Genomic DNA, 18054 nt, shown 5'->3' with positions numbered 1-18054 from the left:
ATTCCCCCTTTACCGAGACTGATGAAGCTCGATAATTTCCTGCGCCAGTTCTTTGACCGTCATGGCATTCATAAGGTGATCCTGGGCATGGACGAGCAGAATGGTCGGACTCTGGCCTTCACCGGAAGCTTCTTTTTGAAGTAATTTTGTTTGATAACGATGGGCTTGATGAACTTCGCTTTCAGCTTCCTTCATCTTCAGTTCAGCCTGATCGAATTGTTTTTTCTTTGCCGCCTGGAGAGCTTCCATGGCGGACGACCGGGCATTTCCGGCATGTAAAATAATATGGAACGAAATTTCTTCTAATGTTAACGATTCTGTGCTCATACGATCAAATCACTACTTTCTCACTTTTTCTTGTTCTGTGCCCGCTCTGATGCAAGCAGGAATGGAATGTAAAGGAATGTGGCAATCGCCAGGTTCACCAGTTGAAGGAGAACACCCAGCCACGATCCGCCTGTCACCAGATAACCGCTGATAAGTGGAGGTGTCGTCCATGGAACGATTGCAACCGTCTTCGGCACCAGTCCTAAGCTGAGGGCGAAGTAGGAGGTGATCGTCAGCACGACTGGCGTAAGAATAAATGGGATGAACATAATCGGATTTAATACAATCGGCAGCCCGAAGATGACCGGTTCGTTAATATTGAAAATACCCGGGGCAGCGGACAGTTTTCCAACGGTGCGATAATGCTTCGATTTGACCACCAGGAAGATGGCGATGATCAAGGCAATCGTCGTTCCGGAACCACCCATGTACACATAGGCATCAAAGAAAGGTTTTGTCACCACGTAAGGGACGTCAAAGGCGCTCGTGCCGGCATTGAATAATTGCTGATTCTGTTCAATAAGAGGCAAGTAAATCGGTTCGATGATGGCACCAAGGATGTTCGAGCCATGGAGTCCGAAGAACCAGAGAAGATGATTTAAAAAGGCGACCACAATGGCGGAAGGCAGTGAGTTTGAAATCGATTGAAGCGGTTCCTGGATGACTTTGAACACCATTTCGTGCAAGCTTGATTCTGCAAAGGATGCTAATAAGGCTTGAATAAGACCAACTAAAATCAGGATGATCGTCGCTGGAACCAGCGCTTTGAACGATTTGACAACACCTTCTGGAACACCTTCCGGCATCGTGATCGTCCATTTCGATTTAATCAACAGGCGGAACAGCTCCGTAACAATAAGAGAGGTAATGAGGGCAACAAATATCCCCTGGGCACCTGTCCACGCAAAGGATATTCCCCAATCTTCTGTTACCGGCGTTAAAATGATCAACGATGCGATGGAGACAAGGGCAGCGGATAACCCATCCACTTCATACGATTTGGCAAGATGATACGAGATGGAAGCGGCGACGAGCAAACTCAGGATCGCAAAGGATCCACTCCACATGTTTCCGCCGACTGATTTCCACCCTTCACCAAATAGATTGACCATAAAGTTCTGGAATCCATCTATTGGAAGGTTGTTCACCAACACAGCCAATGACCCGACAATGATCAGCGGCATAATCGAGACAAAGCCATCGCGGATGGCGACGAGATGACGCTGAGATCCAATTCTGCCGGCAATCGGCAAGAATTTTCTTTCCATAAACCCCATTATTCTACTCATGTTCTTTTCCCCCATCAAATAGATTCATTGAATTGCGGTAAGAATTCTCTATGAGCTTCCAATAATTCATCGAGCAGCACCACGGCTACTTTTTCATTTTTTACGAGCGGATTCATGATCATCGCCCGGTAAGCATCCAAGTAGCTGCCAGACATAGCGGCTTCGATCACTAACTCTTCGAAACTCTTCATTTGTTGAATGATACCTTTAACGGAGTTTGGTATGGTCCCAATCATGATTGGAATGGGTCCGTCCCTCGTGATGTAGGAATTGACTTCAATGACGGCATCTTCAGGAAGATCGGAAATGGCCCCTTTGTTGTATGTGTTGACGGTTTGAATATCCCCAGTATTATTGAAGATGCTTGCCATCAGACTGCAGGCAGCATCACTGTAATATGCACCTCCCCGCTTTTCAAGTTCTTTTGGTTTTTCGTGTAATTCGGAATTCTTATATTGTAAGAAAAGTTCTTTTTCAACTTCTCGAACAACCTGTGCCCGTGTACGGTTTTCCCGATACGATTGAAGGTCTTTCTTCAGCACTTCATCCTCTTGAAAGTAATATTGATGATAGGGGTTCGGGAGCATATTCAAGGCTTGCAGAAATTCTTTTGACCACCCGAGAGAAACGATATTTGCCGGTGAATAATCGACATCGCCGCTTATTAATCTGTTGAGGACCTCCGAAGTGGCATCCTCACCCTGGATGGTGACTTTTTTTCCGAACACGAAATGGTTCAGTCCCAGAAATTCAATGAGAACGTCATCCTGGTCGCAATCCATCAACTCTGCCACACTGTTTTTCATGTTATACGGAATATTGCAGACGCCAATGACTTTGGGATGCCCGCTGTGCTTTAGCAAGGCTTCGGTGACGATCCCGGCCGGATTGGTAAAATTGATGAGCCATGCATCGGGACAAATCTCCATGATCTCTTCACAGATCTCGAGGAGGACGGGAATGGTGCGGAATGCTTTAAAAATACCGCCAGGACCGTTTGTTTCCTGGCCGATGACGCCATGTCTCAAAGGAATTCGCTCATCCTTTTCCCGGGCCTCAAGCCCGCCGACGCGGATTTGTGTCGTCACAAAATCAGCATCTTTTAAAGCCTCCCGGCGGTTTAGTGTCCAGTCTAGCTGAATCGGTACATCAGCTTTTTTAATCATTCTGCGAGCCAGCTCTCCGACAATCTCAAGCTTTTCCTCTCCTGCTTCAATATCCACCAGCGTAATCTTCGTCACCGGAAATCCTTCATGCCTTTTGATGAATCCTTCAATAATCTCGGGAGTATAACTTGATCCTCCCCCGATAATGACAACTTTCAGAGACATTCGTTAATCTCCTTCCTCATTGAAAGCGATTTCTTTTTGGATTAAAAAAATTTTATCCCGGTGATATATTGTAGTGACAAATATAATTTTTATGACAATTGAATGTTATTTGTAATAACAAATATTGAATTGTTCTAGAATAGTAGTGAATAGATTAATAATCAATAATGTGTTATAACAAACGTAAGGAAGAAAATGGAAAGGAGTACCTCCATGAAAGAGACACAAGATGCCAAGTCCCTGCATTCTCATATAAAAGATCAAATTATTGAAATGATTAATAGCGGAGAGTACGAACCAAATATGAAGCTGCCGACAGAAGCGGAATTCTGCGACCGATTCAATGTGAGTCGGACGACGGTCCGTACTGCCCTTCAGCAGCTGACGATTGAAGGCTATGTATACAGAGAGCAGGGACGAGGGACGTTTGTTGCTGAACAAAAGGTAAGCCAGACCCTCACGGCAACAGTGGATACGTACATGAAACAGCTGGAAACACAAGGGAAAAAGCCGAGCATCCGTGTCATCAGCCTGGATGTGATTCCGGCAGAATCGGTCGTTGAAAAATCACTGCATCTAAATCATGGAGATCCCGTCAATCGTCTGGTAAGAGTTCGATATTCCGGTCAAACCCCTTTACAATATGAAGTGGCTTATCTGCCCTGGTTTAAAACACCAGGATTGAATAAAGAAGAATGTGCAAAATCTCTCTACAAGCTGCTGAAAGCACAGTTCGATCTGAAAATAAAGAAAACAGTCGAAACCATTGAGCTGGTGCTCGCGGATGAGACTATTTCGGAAAAGCTAGAAGTAGCGGAAGGGACACCGTGTTTTAAGATGGAAACAAAGGCTTATATAGAAGACGGGTCCATCATCGAGTATTCCAGGGCGATCTTCAGGGGAGACAAAGCTAGTTTTCTTGTTGAAAGAACCTATTAGAGGGAGTGGGGAAGGATGACGAAGGTAATCGTGAACGCAGATGATTTTGGCTTATGCCGCGGTGTCAATCACGGAATCATCGACAGTTATCGATATGGTGTGGTCAATTCCACCACCATGCTGGTCAATATGCCGGGAACGGGCCATGCAGTGGAGCTCACGCAGCAGAATCCTGATCTTCGTGTCGGTGTCCATCTCACACTTACCTGTGGTAAACCGGTATTGGAGAATATCCCGTCGCTGGTGAAAGAAGATGGGACGTTCAGGCTTACCCGTACTTTTCAAGAATGGGACACCGTTGTATTACAAGATATAGAAAAGGAATGGGACGCCCAAATCCAGCGCTTTCTCTCATTTGGCATTCCGCTCTCCCACTTGGACAGTCATCATCATGCCCACAGCTGGGATCCTCTGTTGCCTGTCGTTCAAACGCTCGGCCATCGATATAATGTGAAGATTAGGAATGTCTTTAACAGAAAAATCGATGGGGTGGAGTTGTTGACGGATCGATTTTCCGTGGAATTTTACGGAGAAAAGGTTTCGGAAGAGTTGCTGCAGAGACTAATAGAAAGCAGGAAAGAGGGAGAGACGATGGAAATCATGTGTCATCCTGCATACATAGACTCCTATTTAAGAGAGAATTCATCGTATTGTGACCAGCGTTTGAGAGAGCTGGATGTATTGGTTTCTACTAAAAATTTATTATGACAAATTTCTATCCAGTTCTATTTTTAAAAAAATGGATTTTTGCAGCAGTTCATTACAGATCACCAGAGCTCAACCTCACCCAGATGAAGCTGGTAAGTCTGTTAGAGAAGACAAAAGTCTTATAGTATTTGCCCTCTCGTGTAATGCGAGGGGTTTTTTTACTTTTGAATGTTTCTTGAAAAAATTGGTTAAATATCCCTTGTTAAATTTTATAATATGTTATATAGTACATTACAACAGTAATGCACTATGTGACCTGTTAGAGGAGGTACGGGGTTGATCCTTAATTCAGATAGCATGAAACCGATTTACATCCAAATTGCTGAGTGGCTGGAAACGGAAATTCTCAGCGAGAGTATCAAGATGGATGAGAAGGTGTATTCCCAATACCAGCTTGCGGAGATGTTGAATATCAATCCGGCGACAGCGGCAAAAGGATTGAATATTTTGGCGGATGAAAACATTCTTTATAAAAAGCGAGGGCTTGGGATGTTCGTATCAACGGATGCGAAGAAGATTATCACAGCGAAACGGAGGAACCAGACGTTGAAGTCATTGGTGGCAGAGTTGGTGCGGGAAGCTGAGCACCTCCAGGTGACGGAAGAGGAATTGATCGCGATGATCCAGGAAGCCAAACGGGACTTGAAGGGGGATACATGATGAGTGTGCTCGAATTTGAATCGGTAACGAAAGCATATGGTGGAAAAAAAGCTTTGGATAGCCTCAGCTTTTCACTTGGGGAAAACAAAATTACCGGCCTGATCGGAAGGAACGGTGCCGGCAAGACGACGATGTTGAAAATCGCCGCTGGCTTTATGAAGGAGACTTCAGGAGATGTCAGAGTGTTTGGTGAGCATCCTTTCAATAATTTAATGGTGTCTGCAAATATGATCATGATTGATAACGATATGAATATGCCAACGGCACTGGATTTGGAAGAAATTCTGGCTGGCGCGGCCGAATTTTACCCGAACTGGGATATGGAGCTGGCAAAGAAACTGTTTGATTATTTCTCGCTGCACCCAGGGCAGACTCATGCCGGGCTGTCAAAGGGGATGAAGAACACGTTCAATGCGATTTTAGGTTTGGCGGCACGCTGTCCGCTGACGATTTTCGATGAGCCTACAAACGGAATGGATGCTGGAGTCAGGAAGGATTTTTACCGGGCGCTGCTGAAGGATTACCTCGCTCATCCGCGGACAATCATCATCTCAAGCCATCACCTGAGCGAGATTGAAGATATCCTCGAGGATATTTTGCTGCTAAAGGACGGAAAGCAATTTTTGCATATGCCTATAGAGGAACTTCGGGAGTATGCGGTTGTTGTCAGCGGAAAAGAGGATGCGTTGGAAGATTGGCTGCACGGCCAGGAGATTTTCCATCAGAGCAGTGCAGGATTCGGACGGAATTATGCGGTGATCCGAAATGATCTTTCAGATGATCAGATCGCTGCGGCAATGAAAAACAGCCTCGAGTTCTCAACGATTTCAAACGAGGATCTCTGTCTGTACCTGACGAGCCAGGAGAAGGGTGGGATTGATGATGTATTTAACAAAGGTTAATCTGTGGGATGTTGTGATAAAGCAGTTCCGCTTCAAGCTGAAATCTTTTCGGGGCATGTTCACATCGCTGATGATACTGCAGGTAGTTGGCATCCTGTTTTCTCTTGCTGGAGAAGGAGGAGGGGGCGGCGGCTCTGATACATTCAGCTACGATATGAAATTCTATTCTGGAAATATCATTCTTGCTTTCATGCTCATCTGGGCGTTCATTTCAGCCATCGTGGTCACCACCCAGGCCTATCGTTTTGATGATTACACTTTTGTCGCCAACAGGCTGAGCAGCCATTTAGCGAATATCCTGTTCCTCGGATGGGCAAGTGTCATCGGCGGGGTCACCTTTGTGCTTGCAAGTCAATCATTGAAGCTGTCGGTCTTTTTTCTTAAGGACCGGGAATTTATCGAAAGTCAGCCGTTGACGTTTCTGCAAATGTCAGAAGGTCTTGCTGCCACGATTCTGTATCTGTTTCTGTTCACCGCAATCGGCTACCTGGTTGGCATGCTGGTCCAAAGAAACAGGATTTTCATGCTTATCCTCCCTGCGCTTCTTTTCGGCAGCTTGTTTTTAAATGTATTAGTAAACAGCGAATCTACCTTTTTAATTGATATTGGACAATTTTTTGTGAGAGAAGCATCCTTTTTATTGTTTACGTTAAAAGTACTGGCAGCTTCCTCACTTGCCTTTGGAATATCTGCCTGGATCTCGAACAGCCTGGAGGTGAGAAGATGAGCTTAATCTTTCTGTTATTCATTATCATCTTGCTGATGCTTAGCTTCGGAAGCTTTAACAATAAGTTTTTAAGTGCCAGATTTATGAGCGGAAGCAGGATTATGAAAATCCTCGCTGGATACTTCATTATCCTGCTGGGGGCTGGCTTACTATCTCTCATGGTGACAGTGGAGGGCACCTTCAAAGGCGATTATCTGACTGATCAGGAAATAGAGGAAAACGATCGATTGAATAGCGATATTTATCCTACGATTGAATCAGGAAAAATCGATGAAGTGGAAGGGCTCATAAAAAAAGAATCCTGGGAATTTCCGCTCAAGGGGAAGCTTTTAGACATAAAGATTATGGATCAGTTTGCACAGGTTTTTATCGAAAAGGTTGACTCCCTTGAGGGGGAAGTGGAAGTGACTCATTACTCTACGTATTCCTATATTGACAATATTAATGTAACCGACCGATTCCCATCACCTGACATTCAGCTGGACGACACTACCCTGAAAATCTTTCCGCCGGATCATCTCACGATCAAGCTTGTGAAGTACACGAATGCATTTCCATTCACTCAGTTCTCCGAATACGGCGAGCAATTGGGGAACGGATATGGCATGATGCAAGGAATGGATTTCATCTATATCCGTGTCCCGGCTGACACTAAGGTAAGCGGAGACGGCTATGTCATAAACTAGAATGAAAGCCCCTCTTGAATAGAGGGGTTTTTGGCATTCGTAGATCTGAGATGGAAATTTATGATTCTAAGTTTTTCCGTTTCCATCAGAAAGGTGTTGTTTTTGTAATAAATTCGTCACTGTCTGCATTATGAAATGGACAACCAGCGTGATATTCTAAGTTGTGTGGATTTTCACAATCACAAATGCACTTATTTTGGAGGAATCATCTGTGGAAGGCATAATTGGTTTGCTTGAGGAACCGTTGATCTTATTATTTGTCATATTGTTCGTCGGCTCAGCGCTTGGCGAAATCAAGATTCGCGGACTTAGCCTTGGTACTTCGGGAGTTTTGCTTGCCGCAATGGTGTTCGGCCATTTTGGCTATCAGGTATCGCCGGTCATCCAGCAGCTCGGGCTTGGCTTATTCATTGTGGCGGTAGGGTTGTCGGCAGGGCCGCGCTTTTTCAGGATGATGAAAACGAGTGGAATCGTGTTCGGAATCATCAGCTTGCTGATTGTGTTTGTTGCATCCATCACGACCATCGCAGTGTCCAAGTTTTTCCACCTGTCACCGGCCCTGAGCATCGGCATCATGACGGGAGCATTGACGAGTACACCGGGTCTGGCTGCTGCACTTCAGGCAACTGGCGACCCGCTTGCTTCTGTCGGCTACGGGATAGCCTACCCATTCGGCGTCCTGGCAGTTGTGCTGTTCGTGCAGCTTTCCCCGAGGGTGCTCAAAGCTGATTTAGCTGAGGACTTGAAAAAGAAATCCGGACCGGTCCGCAACGATGAGTCGCCTGAGGTGATCACGATTGAGGTAACCGAACCGTCGATTAATAAAAGGACTTTGAAGGAGCTGCAGTTCAATCAATATCATTCTGTTGTCATCAGCCGGGTCATCCGTGGCGACAGGAATATCATTGCCTTGAATGACACTGTTATCCTGACAGGTGACCGGCTAGTGGCGGTCGGAATGAGGGTTGACTTGAAAAAGCTTTGCGAGGAGATCGGCAGGGAAGTGGAAACCAATACTGAAAACCATGACAATGTAGAACTCCGCAAGGTCACTGTGGACGCACTGGAATTGATCGGAAAGACCATCAGGGAGCTTGAACTCCGGCGCACATATGGGGTGACAGTTACGAGGATTGAACGAGGAGGGTTCGAATTCAACCAGAGCCCGAAATGGCGTCTGGAGCGAGGCGATGTCCTTACGCTTGTCAGCAGTAAGGACCGCCTCGATGATGTTGAGAAGCTATTCAGCAGGAAAAAGCTGACGGTGACCAATATCCATATCCTGTCCTTGAGCTTAGTATTGCTGCTTGGTATCCTCGCCGGCATGGTGCCGATTCACTTTCCAAAACTGGGCACGATCACATTTGGCGTCGCCGGCGGGCCACTGTTCATCGCCTTGATCATCGGCCACTTTGGGAAGCTCGGCCCAATCCACGCACGGTATTACCAGCCTTCGAACCAGGTCATTCGTGATATTGGACTGGTGCTATTCCTAGCCGGTGCTGGTACGACCGCAGGCAAGGGAATTGTCCAGGTGATCCAGCAGGAAGGCTTTAATCTCGTAATTGGAGGAGCCATTATTACCATAATGCCAGTCATTGCCGGCTTTTTCATCGCAAGGAAATTCTTCAAACTCAGCTTCATACATTCTCTAGGCGCATTGTGCGGCGGAATGACGAGCACACCAGGGCTTGGGGCAACAAATCAGCTGATGGACTCCGACGATGCATCGGTCGCTTATGCAGCAGCATACCCATTTGCGCTAATCTCTGTTGCGATAGCTTCCCAGGTGCTTATCTTCTTTTTATAAAAATACAAGAAAAGACACAGACGAAATGTCCGTGTCTTTTTTACAATTTCAATCCAGTTCGGCTCTTGAATCTCCTCAGCAATATATGGCTCTCCACTCGTGTTATTCCTTCTAAACTGTACAATTCCTCATTTATAAAATTTTCCAAGCGAATAAAGTCCTCTACAAGTACATGCATATGTAATGTACTTGGCCCTGTCATTTGATAGCAGCTTGCCACGCTTGGATTATTCGCAAGTGTTTCCGCAACCTTTACAAGTGAAGACGGTTCACAATCAACCTCGAAGAATGCTGAAACTGATTTTCCGACTTTTTCAGAGTTGATCACTACTGAAAACTTCTCAATCACGCCATCCTCAATTAATTGATTGACTCTTTCCCGGATTGATACCCTTGATAAATTTAATTGTTTTCCTATATCGACATAAGACATTCTGCCATTTTCCGATAACAGCTGCAGAATCATGCGATCGGTTTCATCGATTATCATATTAACACCACTTTTCAAAAAGCATTCGTAAATTTATCTTACTTACATCCAGTAAATTTAGCAATCGCAAATTGGAAGAGAAATGCAAATAATTATACTAGAAAAAAATTTTAATATTTTCTGAATATTATATAGATTTTTCAAAATTCCTGTATTATAATAATACGAAATTCGAAATGAAATAAAAAAGAGTGAAACGCTTTCATAAAGTAGTCAGATATTACTTTTAGCCTACTTATGTTAAGGGAGTTGTTTTGCCGAAAAGGGGGATAAGCAAAAGTGAGTAAGAAAGTAAAAGTATTTGCTGCAGTATTTATGAGTTTAGTATTGCTTCTGACTGGATGTAACAATAGTAATTCTTCCAGTTCTGAAGGGGGGAAAGCAACGACTGCGAGTGCTCCTGCAAAAGCGGACAAAACAGAATTGGTAGTCGGACTAGATGATGATCCACCACAATTGGATCCGCATTTCTCTACCGCGGCCGTTGACCGACAAGTATTTCACAGCATCTATGACAAACTGGTTGACGTGGATGAAGAACTAAACTTTGTTCCAATGCTCGCTGAAAAGTGGGAAATCTCAGATGATGGCAAAACATATACCTTCACTTTACAAAAGGGAGTTAAATTCCATGATGGAACTCCGTTTAATGCAGAAGCAGTGAAATTCAACTTTGAACGCATGATGGATCCAAATGCAGGTTCACCTCGTGCTTCCGAATTATCTTCAATCGAGAAGATTGAAGTAGTGGACGAAACGACTCTGAAGGTTGTACTTTCTGAACCATACAGCCCATTCCTTGCAGCATTGTCTGACCGTGCTGGAATGATGGTTTCTCCTAAAGCAGTAAAAGAAAAAGGCAAAGATTTTGCCAACTCTCCTGTAGGGACAGGCCCATTCAAGTTTGTATCCCGAGTTAAGCAAGACAAGATCGAAGTAGAAAAAAATGCTGAGTATTGGGGCGGAACACCGAAGTTCGAAAAAATCGTTTATCGTCCATATTCAGATGAGAATGTAAGACTGACAAACCTGACATCAGGCGATGTAGATATCATCAGCAAGGTTCCGCCAAAGGATGTCGAAAAGCTGAAAAACGATCCAAATCTTACATTATCTGAAACAGGAGCACTTGGTTTCCAGGGATTATATTTGAATCATAAGAGCGAGCCATTCAATAATAAAGCTCTTCGCCAGGCTTTGGATCTGGTAATCGACCGTGAGGCAATCATTAAAGTTGCTCTTAGAGATACAGGAGTACCTTCAGCAGGAGCAATCCCTCCTGGAACATGGGCATATGACGAGAATATTAAACCAACAAAGAAGAATGTTGAAGAAGCAAAGAAAATTATGGCTGAAGCAGGTTTCCCGAATGGATTCGAGTTCACGCTGCAGCTATCTCCAAAACCGGTAGAGGAACAAATTTCACAAATGATTCAATCAATGGCTGCAGAAGCTGGAATCAAGGTGAAACTTGAAATCGTCGAATTTGGAACAATGCTCGATAACATGGATAACTTTAAATTTGATGCAGTCCGTTTGGGATGGAGCGGAAGAACCGATCCAGATGGAAACATCTACGCATTATTCCACACTGACGGATCTATCAACTATGGATATTCCAATCCAAAAATGGACGAACTGTTAGAACAGGCTCGCGTTGAAACAGATCAAAAGGAACGCAAGGAAATTTACTCAGAAGCTGCAGAGCTTGGACGAGATGAGGTTCCATTCATCTTTATCTATCACGAAAAGGACTATAAAGCATATAAGAAAAGCCTTCAAGGTTTTAAACATATCTCGGATCAAATGATGCGCTTCCACGACGTTTCATTTAAATAAGCAGTCTACTTGATTCGGCTTGGAGATCCATCTCCAAGCCGAAGTACTTTAAAAGCTGGAGAAAGGGAGGGAGCAGCGTGGTAAAGTTTTTGCTTCGCAGATTGGGCCTTATGGTCGTTATCTTATTTTTAGTAAGTATTATTGTTTTTTCATTAGTGCATCTTACTCCGGGCGACCCAGCAAGGATGATTCTAGGACAAGAGGCTACAGAGGAATCGCTGCAGGCATTGCGTGAACAAATGGGATTGAATGATCCTTTATATGTTCAATATTTTTCCTGGGTCACAAACGTCCTCCAGGGTGACCTTGGGAACTCATTAAAAGATAATACACCCGTTCTTACCGTACTGCTTCAAAAGCTGCCAGTCACCATCCAGCTGTCAATCATGTCGTTCTTCATTGCCATGCTGATTGCCATTCCTGCTGGAATTATTTCAGCAACAAGAAAAGGGACGCTATGGGATTATTTTGGAACGACTTTTGCATTGTCAGGTGTTTCAGTTCCTCCATTTTTCTTAGGGATTTTACTCATTTTTATTTTCTCTATTTCGTTAGGCTGGCTGGCACCTTCAGGGTATGTTGAACCATGGAAGGATTTAAAACAGAGCATGCTTTTAATGATATTGCCCGCGCTTGCTGTAGGAGTCCGATTAAGTGCTGAGATCACAAGGATGCTGCGTTCGAGCATGCTTGAAGTGCTAGAAGCCGATTACATCCGGACTGCATATGCAAAAGGTGTTTTAGAAAGAGGAGTCGTTATCGGCCATGCCTTGAAAAATGCATTGATTCCAGTGGTTACAGTGAGCGGTTTGCAGTTAGCGACTTTCCTCGGCGGTGCTGTTATCACAGAAACGATTTTTGCGATTCCAGGGATTGGGAGGCTTGTCATTGACGCCATACTGACAAGAGACTTCCCGGTTGTGCAGGGTGCCGTCTTGTTCATGGCAATTGCCGTTGTTGTTGTTAACTTCTTTATAGATGTTCTTTACTCAATTCTCGATCCAAGAATTAAGCTAACAGGGGGCCAGTGACCATGGAAGCACAGTTAGAACAAAAAATCGCAGTCGTTGAGAGCCCGAGAAAACGCAGAATGAAAGAAATGAGCTCTCGCTTTTTCCAAAATAAATTAGCTGTAGTTGGCGGGATCTTTACATTGATGCTGATTCTTATGGCCGTATTTGCACCGGTCGTAGCACCATTTAATCCTGCGGAACAGGATTATGCAAAATTTCTCCAAAGTCCAAATGAGGAAAATCTTTTGGGTACAGATGAACTCGGCCGGGATATTTTCAGCAGGATCATCTATGGAGCAAGAGTATCGATCCAGGCAGGGATTATATCTGTAGGTATTGCATTATTGATTGGGATTCCGATTGGTCTTTTTTCAGGATATTATCGCGGTGTTTTAGATGAATTTGTTGTCATGAGGTTTACAGATGCATTGCTTTCATTTCCGCCGCTAGTACTTGCGCTTTCCCTGGCAGCAGTACTTGGAGCAGGATTACAGAATGCAATGATTGCAATCGGCATTATCTTCACGCCTAACTTTATCCGTCTGGTCAGAGGAGAGGTGCTGAGCCAGAGGGAGCGGGAATATGTGACAGCGGCAAAAGCTTCAGGAATCAGTGATCTCAAAATTATCTTCCGGCATATCCTGCCGAACTGCATGCCGCCTATTTTAGTTCAAGCAACCCTTTCCATTGCGGCGGCGATCATTTCTGAGGCTTCATTAAGTTATTTAGGATTGGGAACGCAGCCTCCAACGCCGAGCTGGGGAGCAATGTTATCGATGGGACAGGGCTATCTTGGAGACGCTCCTTGGATTTCGCTATTCCCGGGCCTATTTATCTTTATGACTGTTCTATCAATCAACTTATTTGGAGATGGACTGCGTGATGCATTAGATCCAAAACTGAAGTGAGGTTAGCAGAATGACATTTTCGATAACTGCCAGATGTGAGAAAACTGGAATGTTGGGCGTAGCAGTATCAACTGCAAGGCCAGCAGTCGGTTCACTAGTCCCGTATGTAAGATCATGGATTGGAGCCATTGCGACTCAAGCTCTTGTTAATCCGTTTTACGGCATTGATGGAATCAAGCTATTAGCTGAGGGGAAAACGCCAGCTGAAGTGTTGGAATATTTACTGGCTTCAGACCCCGAACGAGAGAGAAGGCAATGCGCAGTCGTTGACAAGGATGGGAATGCCGCAGGTTTTACTGGTAAAGAGACAGTTCCATGGCAAGGGCATAAAGTCGGACCGCAGTTCGTTGTCGCTGGCAATATGCTGACAGGACCGGAAACGATCGATGCAATGTTTGAAACGTATCAGGCATTGGGAAATGAAAGCTTGCCAGAAAGACTTTTAGCGGCTCTTGCCAGCGGACAGGAAGCAGGCGGCGACAAACGTGGAAGGCAATCTGCTGCTCTATATATTGTAGACCAGGAGGAATATCCGCTTGTTGATGTTCGAGTGGATGAACATCATGATCCTGTTCAGGAATTGATCAGAATCTTTAATAAGTGTCAGGAAGATTTATTTCCTTACACTGCTAATCTAGTAAAACGAAAGGAGGAGGCAATCAAATGACACAGCCATTATTGGAAGTGAAGAATCTGAAGGTCAGCTTTGCCGGGAAAAAGAAGGCTACCAATATAGTAGCCGGACTATCCTTTAATGTGGAAAAAGGGAAAACTCTATGTATTGTTGGGGAATCAGGCTGTGGAAAAAGTATGACCTCCCTTTCAGTCATGGGTCTGCTTCCTAAGACAGGTACAGTTGAAGGAGAAATTCTATTAAAAGGCGAAAACCTTACAGATAAGTCGATGAAACAGATGAGCAAGATCAGGGGAAACCAGATTTCGATGATTTTCCAGGAGCCAATGACTTCTTTAAATCCCGTCCAGACGGTTGGAAAACAGATTGCCGAAACAATCATCCTCCACCAGAACGTAAGCAAAAAGGAAGCACGCCAGAAAGCGATCGAGATGCTTCAGCTGGTAGGGATTCCTTCGCCGGAAAAACGAATCGATGCTTATCCTCATGAGTTGAGCGGCGGAATGAGGCAGAGGGTCATGATTGCGATTGCTCTTAGCTGCAACCCCGAACTGCTGATTGCGGATGAGCCGACCACAGCTCTTGATGTAACCATCCAGGCACAAATCCTCGATTTAATGAAGAACCTTCAAAAAGACCTGGATATGGGAATCATCATGATTACCCATGATTTGGCGGTTGTATCTGAAATGGCTGATACCGTGCTGGTCATGTATGCAGGGAAAGCTGTTGAATATGGCGACAGAAAATCCATTTTCAACAATCCGCTGCATCCATATACACAGGGATTGATGAAGTGTATTCCAGATGTAGATGCTGATGAGGATGTAGAGGAGCTTTTTGTTATCAAAGGGTCAGTACCATCTCCGGATGCAATGCCTGCAGGCTGCAGATTTGCTGATCGCTGTCCATATGTACAGGAGATTTGCAGGGAACAATCACCGGATCTTGTGCAAGCCGATACTCAACAAACCGTCAGCTGCTGGAAATACACTGATTTATGGAAGGAAGGTGGAGTAAATGGGTCAGCCATTAGCGAAATTGCCGTCAGCCAATCTTCTTGATGTCCAGGACTTGAAGAAACACTTTCCTGTTGGGGATCAAGGGTTCTTTGGAGAAAAACAGGTTGTAAAGGCATTGGATGGCATTACTTTTTCTCTGAAAAGAGGGGAGACATTAGGGATTGTTGGTGAATCAGGATGTGGCAAATCTACGATGGGACGAGCCATCCTCAGGCTTCATGAACCTAGCTCAGGAACGATCATTTATGACGGAAAGGACATTACCAACGTTTCCAAACGGCAAATGAGGGATAACCGGAAGGATATGCAAATCATATTCCAGGACCCGTATGGTTCCCTGAATCCGCGAATGACTGTGGGAGCCATGCTTTCAGAAATTGTTGAAACTCATAAGATTGTACCGAAAAAAGAGCTGTATGATTATGTATGCAATCTGCTGGTAGAGGTCGGGCTTTCAGAACAGCATTATTATCGCTTCCCGCATGAGTTTTCCGGAGGCCAGCGCCAGAGGGTAAGTATCGCCCGTGCGCTATGCACCAATCCAAAGCTGATTGTATGTGATGAAGCCGTATCCGCATTGGATGTATCTGTTCAATCACAGATCCTCAACCTGTTGCAGCGCTTAAAAAAGGAGCACCAACTTACATACTTATTTATTTCCCATGACCTTAGTGTCGTGAAGCATGTAAGTGACCGTGTTGCCGTCATGTATTTAGGGAAAATGGTGGAACTTGCTGATAAAAAAGATCTTTATGAAAATCCGCTGCACCCTTATACAAAGGCATTGCTTTCTGCCATTCCTTCCACCAATGAAGAGAAGAAGAGGGAAAGAATGATCTTAAAAGGGGATGTTCCAAGCCCAATCAATGTTCCGAGCGGCTGCCGTTTCCATACAAGGTGCCCACTTGCTACCGACCGATGCAGGGCAGAAGAGCCGGCTTTCCGGGAGGTAAGAGAGCACCACTTCGCTGCTTGCCATTATGCATAACTTGGAGAGGTCCTTACCAGGTTGGTAAGGACGTTTTCTTCGAAATGTTATTTTATCGTATTTTTGCAAAAAAAGCATATTTCATTTGTAAAGCAAATAAGTTAAATTGACTTACAAATGAAAGTTATCATCCGAAAGGGAGAGAACAATCCATGAATTTAGATTATCTTAATTATCCATATCAATCCCAAAGAACCGTTACCTTTGCCAGGAATGGCATGGTTGCAACCTCTCAGCCTCTGGCAGCACAGGCAGGGCTCGATATTTTAAAAAAGGGCGGTAATGCCATTGATGCAGCAATCGCCACGGCTGCATGCTTAACCGTTGTTGAGCCTACTTCCAATGGCATTGGCGGAGATGCGTTTGCGTTAGTTTGGGTAAAGGGTGAACTTCATGGCCTGAACGCCAGCGGACCTGCGCCGAAAAGCATCTCCATTGATGCAGTCAAAGAGAAGGGCCATGAAAAAATGCCGACATTCGGCTTGATTCCTGTAACTGTTCCTGGCGTGCCTGCTGCCTGGGCGGAGCTTTCAAGACGATTTGGCAAGCTGCCGTTAACAGAGGTGTTACAGCCGGCCATTGAATATGCCGAAAAGGGTTATCCGCTGTCACCGGTTCTCGGCAAGTACTGGAATGTTGCGTTCGAGAAGTTCAAGGAAATCTTTAAAGGTGACGAATACAAAGGCTGGTTTGAAACATTCGCTCCAAATGGAAAGGCACCACAAATAGGGGAGGTCTGGAAATCTGAAGGCCATGCCAGTACATTGCGCCAGATTGCTGAAACAAACGCCGAAAGCTTTTACCGCGGGGAGCTGGCGGATAAAATTGATGAATTTTCAAAGCAGCATGGCGGTTTCATCTCAAAAGAAGATTTAGCTGCATACAAACCAGAGTGGGTAAAGCCAATTAAGGTTAATTACAGAGGCTACGATGTATGGGAAATTCCTCCGAATGGCCAGGGCATTGTTGCCTTAATGGCGCTTAATATGCTGAAGGGCTATGAATTAAATGAAAAAGAATCGGTGGATACATACCACAAGCAAATTGAAGCTATGAAGCTTTCATTTGCCGATGCGAAAAAATATGTCACTGACCCTGAGAAAATGACGGTCACATCTGAACAGCTATTGTCTGAGGAATATGCTGAAGCAAGAAGAAACTTGATCGGTGACACCGCTCGATTGCCGGAGCCTGGAACACCTCCTAAAGGCGGAACCGTTTATCTGGCTGCAGCGGACGGAGAAGGGAATATGATTTCCTTCATCCAGAGTAATTATATGGGTTTCGGTTCGGGGATCGTCATCCCTGGAACAGGTATTGGGCTGCAGAACCGCGGAGCTGATTTTTCATTGGACCCGTCCCATGATAATCGACTTGAGCCTGGCAAGAAGACGTATCATACAATCATCCCAGGATTTTTGACAAAGGATAATGAAGCGGTTGGTCCTTTCGGAGTCATGGGCGGCTACATGCAGCCGCAGGGCCATGCGCAGGTGATCATGAACACAATCGATTTCAAGCTGAATCCACAGGCAGCTTTGGATTCGCCGAGGTGGCAATGGATGGAGGGCAATAAGGTAGTCGTAGAGAATACTTTCCCAGCCCATATCGCCCAGGCGCTTGCGAGAAAAGGCCATGATATCCAATTCACATTGGATGGAGGCGGATTCGGAAGAGGCCAGATTATCTGGAGGGATCCTGAAACAGGCGTGCTTTCAGGGGGAACAGAGTCAAGGACTGATGGCGCGATTGCAGCTTGGTAATTTCAATAAAGGTGTTGA

18 protein-coding genes are annotated in these 18054 nt (G+C 44.9%); 14 read left to right on the top strand and 4 right to left on the bottom strand.

Features of this window, described 5'->3' with window-relative positions; translation table 11 throughout:
* Positions 1-9 precede the first annotated feature (9 nt).
* From ACXAEA_RS20395 to ACXAEA_RS20385, 3 genes are read right to left on the bottom strand one after another with little or no spacing between them, the layout of a single operon-like run.
* Positions 10-327: a PTS sugar transporter subunit IIA gene (locus tag ACXAEA_RS20395; protein WP_475097671.1), complete on the bottom strand. Its 318-nt coding sequence runs from the start codon at positions 325-327 to the stop codon at positions 10-12.
* Between the two features lie 20 nt (positions 328-347).
* The gene (celB, locus tag ACXAEA_RS20390) at positions 348-1616 is read right to left on the bottom strand and encodes a PTS cellobiose transporter subunit IIC (RefSeq protein WP_475097670.1); all 1269 of its coding nucleotides are present in this window, start codon (positions 1614-1616) and stop codon (positions 348-350) included.
* 14 nt (positions 1617-1630) lie between these two features.
* Positions 1631-2947, bottom strand: a complete 1317-nt coding sequence (locus tag ACXAEA_RS20385; RefSeq protein WP_475097669.1) for a 6-phospho-beta-glucosidase — start codon at positions 2945-2947, stop codon at positions 1631-1633.
* Between the two features lie 213 nt (positions 2948-3160).
* Between ACXAEA_RS20385 and ACXAEA_RS20380 the strand changes: the two genes are divergently transcribed.
* From ACXAEA_RS20380 to ACXAEA_RS20350, 7 genes are all read left to right on the top strand, one after another.
* Complete coding sequence (locus ACXAEA_RS20380; RefSeq protein WP_475097668.1) at positions 3161-3886, top strand: GntR family transcriptional regulator; 726 nt, start codon at positions 3161-3163, stop codon at positions 3884-3886.
* A 15-nt stretch (positions 3887-3901) separates the two neighbouring features.
* A complete protein-coding gene (chbG, locus tag ACXAEA_RS20375) occupies positions 3902-4594 on the top strand; it encodes a chitin disaccharide deacetylase (protein ID WP_475097667.1) in 693 nt (230 codons plus the stop codon).
* Between the two features lie 276 nt (positions 4595-4870).
* Positions 4871-5254 (top strand): GntR family transcriptional regulator, encoded by a 384-nt coding sequence (locus tag ACXAEA_RS20370; protein ID WP_475097666.1) that lies wholly within the window; start codon positions 4871-4873, stop codon positions 5252-5254.
* A complete protein-coding gene (locus ACXAEA_RS20365; protein ID WP_475097665.1) occupies positions 5254-6156 on the top strand; it encodes an ATP-binding cassette domain-containing protein in 903 nt (300 codons plus the stop codon). Before ACXAEA_RS20370 ends, ACXAEA_RS20365 begins: the two co-directional genes overlap by 1 nt.
* Positions 6134-6883, top strand: coding sequence for a hypothetical protein (locus ACXAEA_RS20360; protein ID WP_475097664.1), 750 nt, complete (start codon positions 6134-6136; stop codon positions 6881-6883). The genes ACXAEA_RS20365 and ACXAEA_RS20360 overlap by 23 nt, the downstream gene beginning before the upstream one ends.
* Positions 6880-7569, top strand: coding sequence for a hypothetical protein (locus ACXAEA_RS20355; protein WP_475097663.1), 690 nt, complete (start codon positions 6880-6882; stop codon positions 7567-7569). The genes ACXAEA_RS20360 and ACXAEA_RS20355 overlap by 4 nt, the downstream gene beginning before the upstream one ends.
* Before the next feature lie 211 nt (positions 7570-7780).
* On the top strand, positions 7781-9379 hold the full coding sequence (locus tag ACXAEA_RS20350) for an aspartate:alanine exchanger family transporter (RefSeq protein ID WP_475097662.1): 1599 nt from the start codon (positions 7781-7783) through the stop codon (positions 9377-9379).
* A 40-nt stretch (positions 9380-9419) separates the two neighbouring features.
* On the opposite strand, the gene ACXAEA_RS20345 is transcribed toward ACXAEA_RS20350, so the two are convergent.
* The gene (locus ACXAEA_RS20345; protein WP_475097661.1) at positions 9420-9869 is read right to left on the bottom strand and encodes an Lrp/AsnC family transcriptional regulator; all 450 of its coding nucleotides are present in this window, start codon (positions 9867-9869) and stop codon (positions 9420-9422) included.
* 279 nt (positions 9870-10148) lie between these two features.
* On the opposite strand from ACXAEA_RS20345, the gene ACXAEA_RS20340 reads away from it, so the two are divergent.
* From ACXAEA_RS20340 to ACXAEA_RS20310, 7 genes are all read left to right on the top strand, one after another.
* Complete coding sequence (locus ACXAEA_RS20340; protein ID WP_475097660.1) at positions 10149-11708, top strand: ABC transporter substrate-binding protein; 1560 nt, start codon at positions 10149-10151, stop codon at positions 11706-11708.
* 77 nt (positions 11709-11785) lie between these two features.
* Positions 11786-12739: a nickel ABC transporter permease gene (nikB, locus tag ACXAEA_RS20335; RefSeq protein WP_475097659.1), complete on the top strand. Its 954-nt coding sequence runs from the start codon at positions 11786-11788 to the stop codon at positions 12737-12739.
* 59 nt (positions 12740-12798) lie between these two features.
* Positions 12799-13629 carry an ABC transporter permease gene (locus ACXAEA_RS20330; RefSeq protein ID WP_475098181.1) on the top strand — a complete coding sequence of 277 codons (831 nt, stop codon included), beginning with the start codon at positions 12799-12801 and terminating at the stop codon, positions 13627-13629.
* Between the two features lie 10 nt (positions 13630-13639).
* Entirely contained in the window at positions 13640-14296 is a 657-nt protein-coding gene (locus tag ACXAEA_RS20325) for a DUF1028 domain-containing protein (RefSeq protein WP_475097658.1), read from the top strand.
* Positions 14293-15327 carry an ABC transporter ATP-binding protein gene (locus ACXAEA_RS20320; protein WP_475097657.1) on the top strand — a complete coding sequence of 345 codons (1035 nt, stop codon included), beginning with the start codon at positions 14293-14295 and terminating at the stop codon, positions 15325-15327. Before ACXAEA_RS20325 ends, ACXAEA_RS20320 begins: the two co-directional genes overlap by 4 nt.
* Entirely contained in the window at positions 15284-16273 is a 990-nt protein-coding gene (locus ACXAEA_RS20315; protein WP_475097656.1) for an ABC transporter ATP-binding protein, read from the top strand. Before ACXAEA_RS20320 ends, ACXAEA_RS20315 begins: the two co-directional genes overlap by 44 nt.
* A 152-nt stretch (positions 16274-16425) precedes the next feature.
* On the top strand, positions 16426-18036 hold the full coding sequence (locus ACXAEA_RS20310) for a gamma-glutamyltransferase family protein (protein ID WP_475097655.1): 1611 nt from the start codon (positions 16426-16428) through the stop codon (positions 18034-18036).
* Positions 18037-18054 lie beyond the last annotated feature (18 nt).

This window comes from Mesobacillus sp. ABV4_180 (assembly GCF_056158485.1).
Note: the sequence above shows the minus strand (reverse complement) of the source record. Positions and strands in the feature narration are given on the sequence as shown.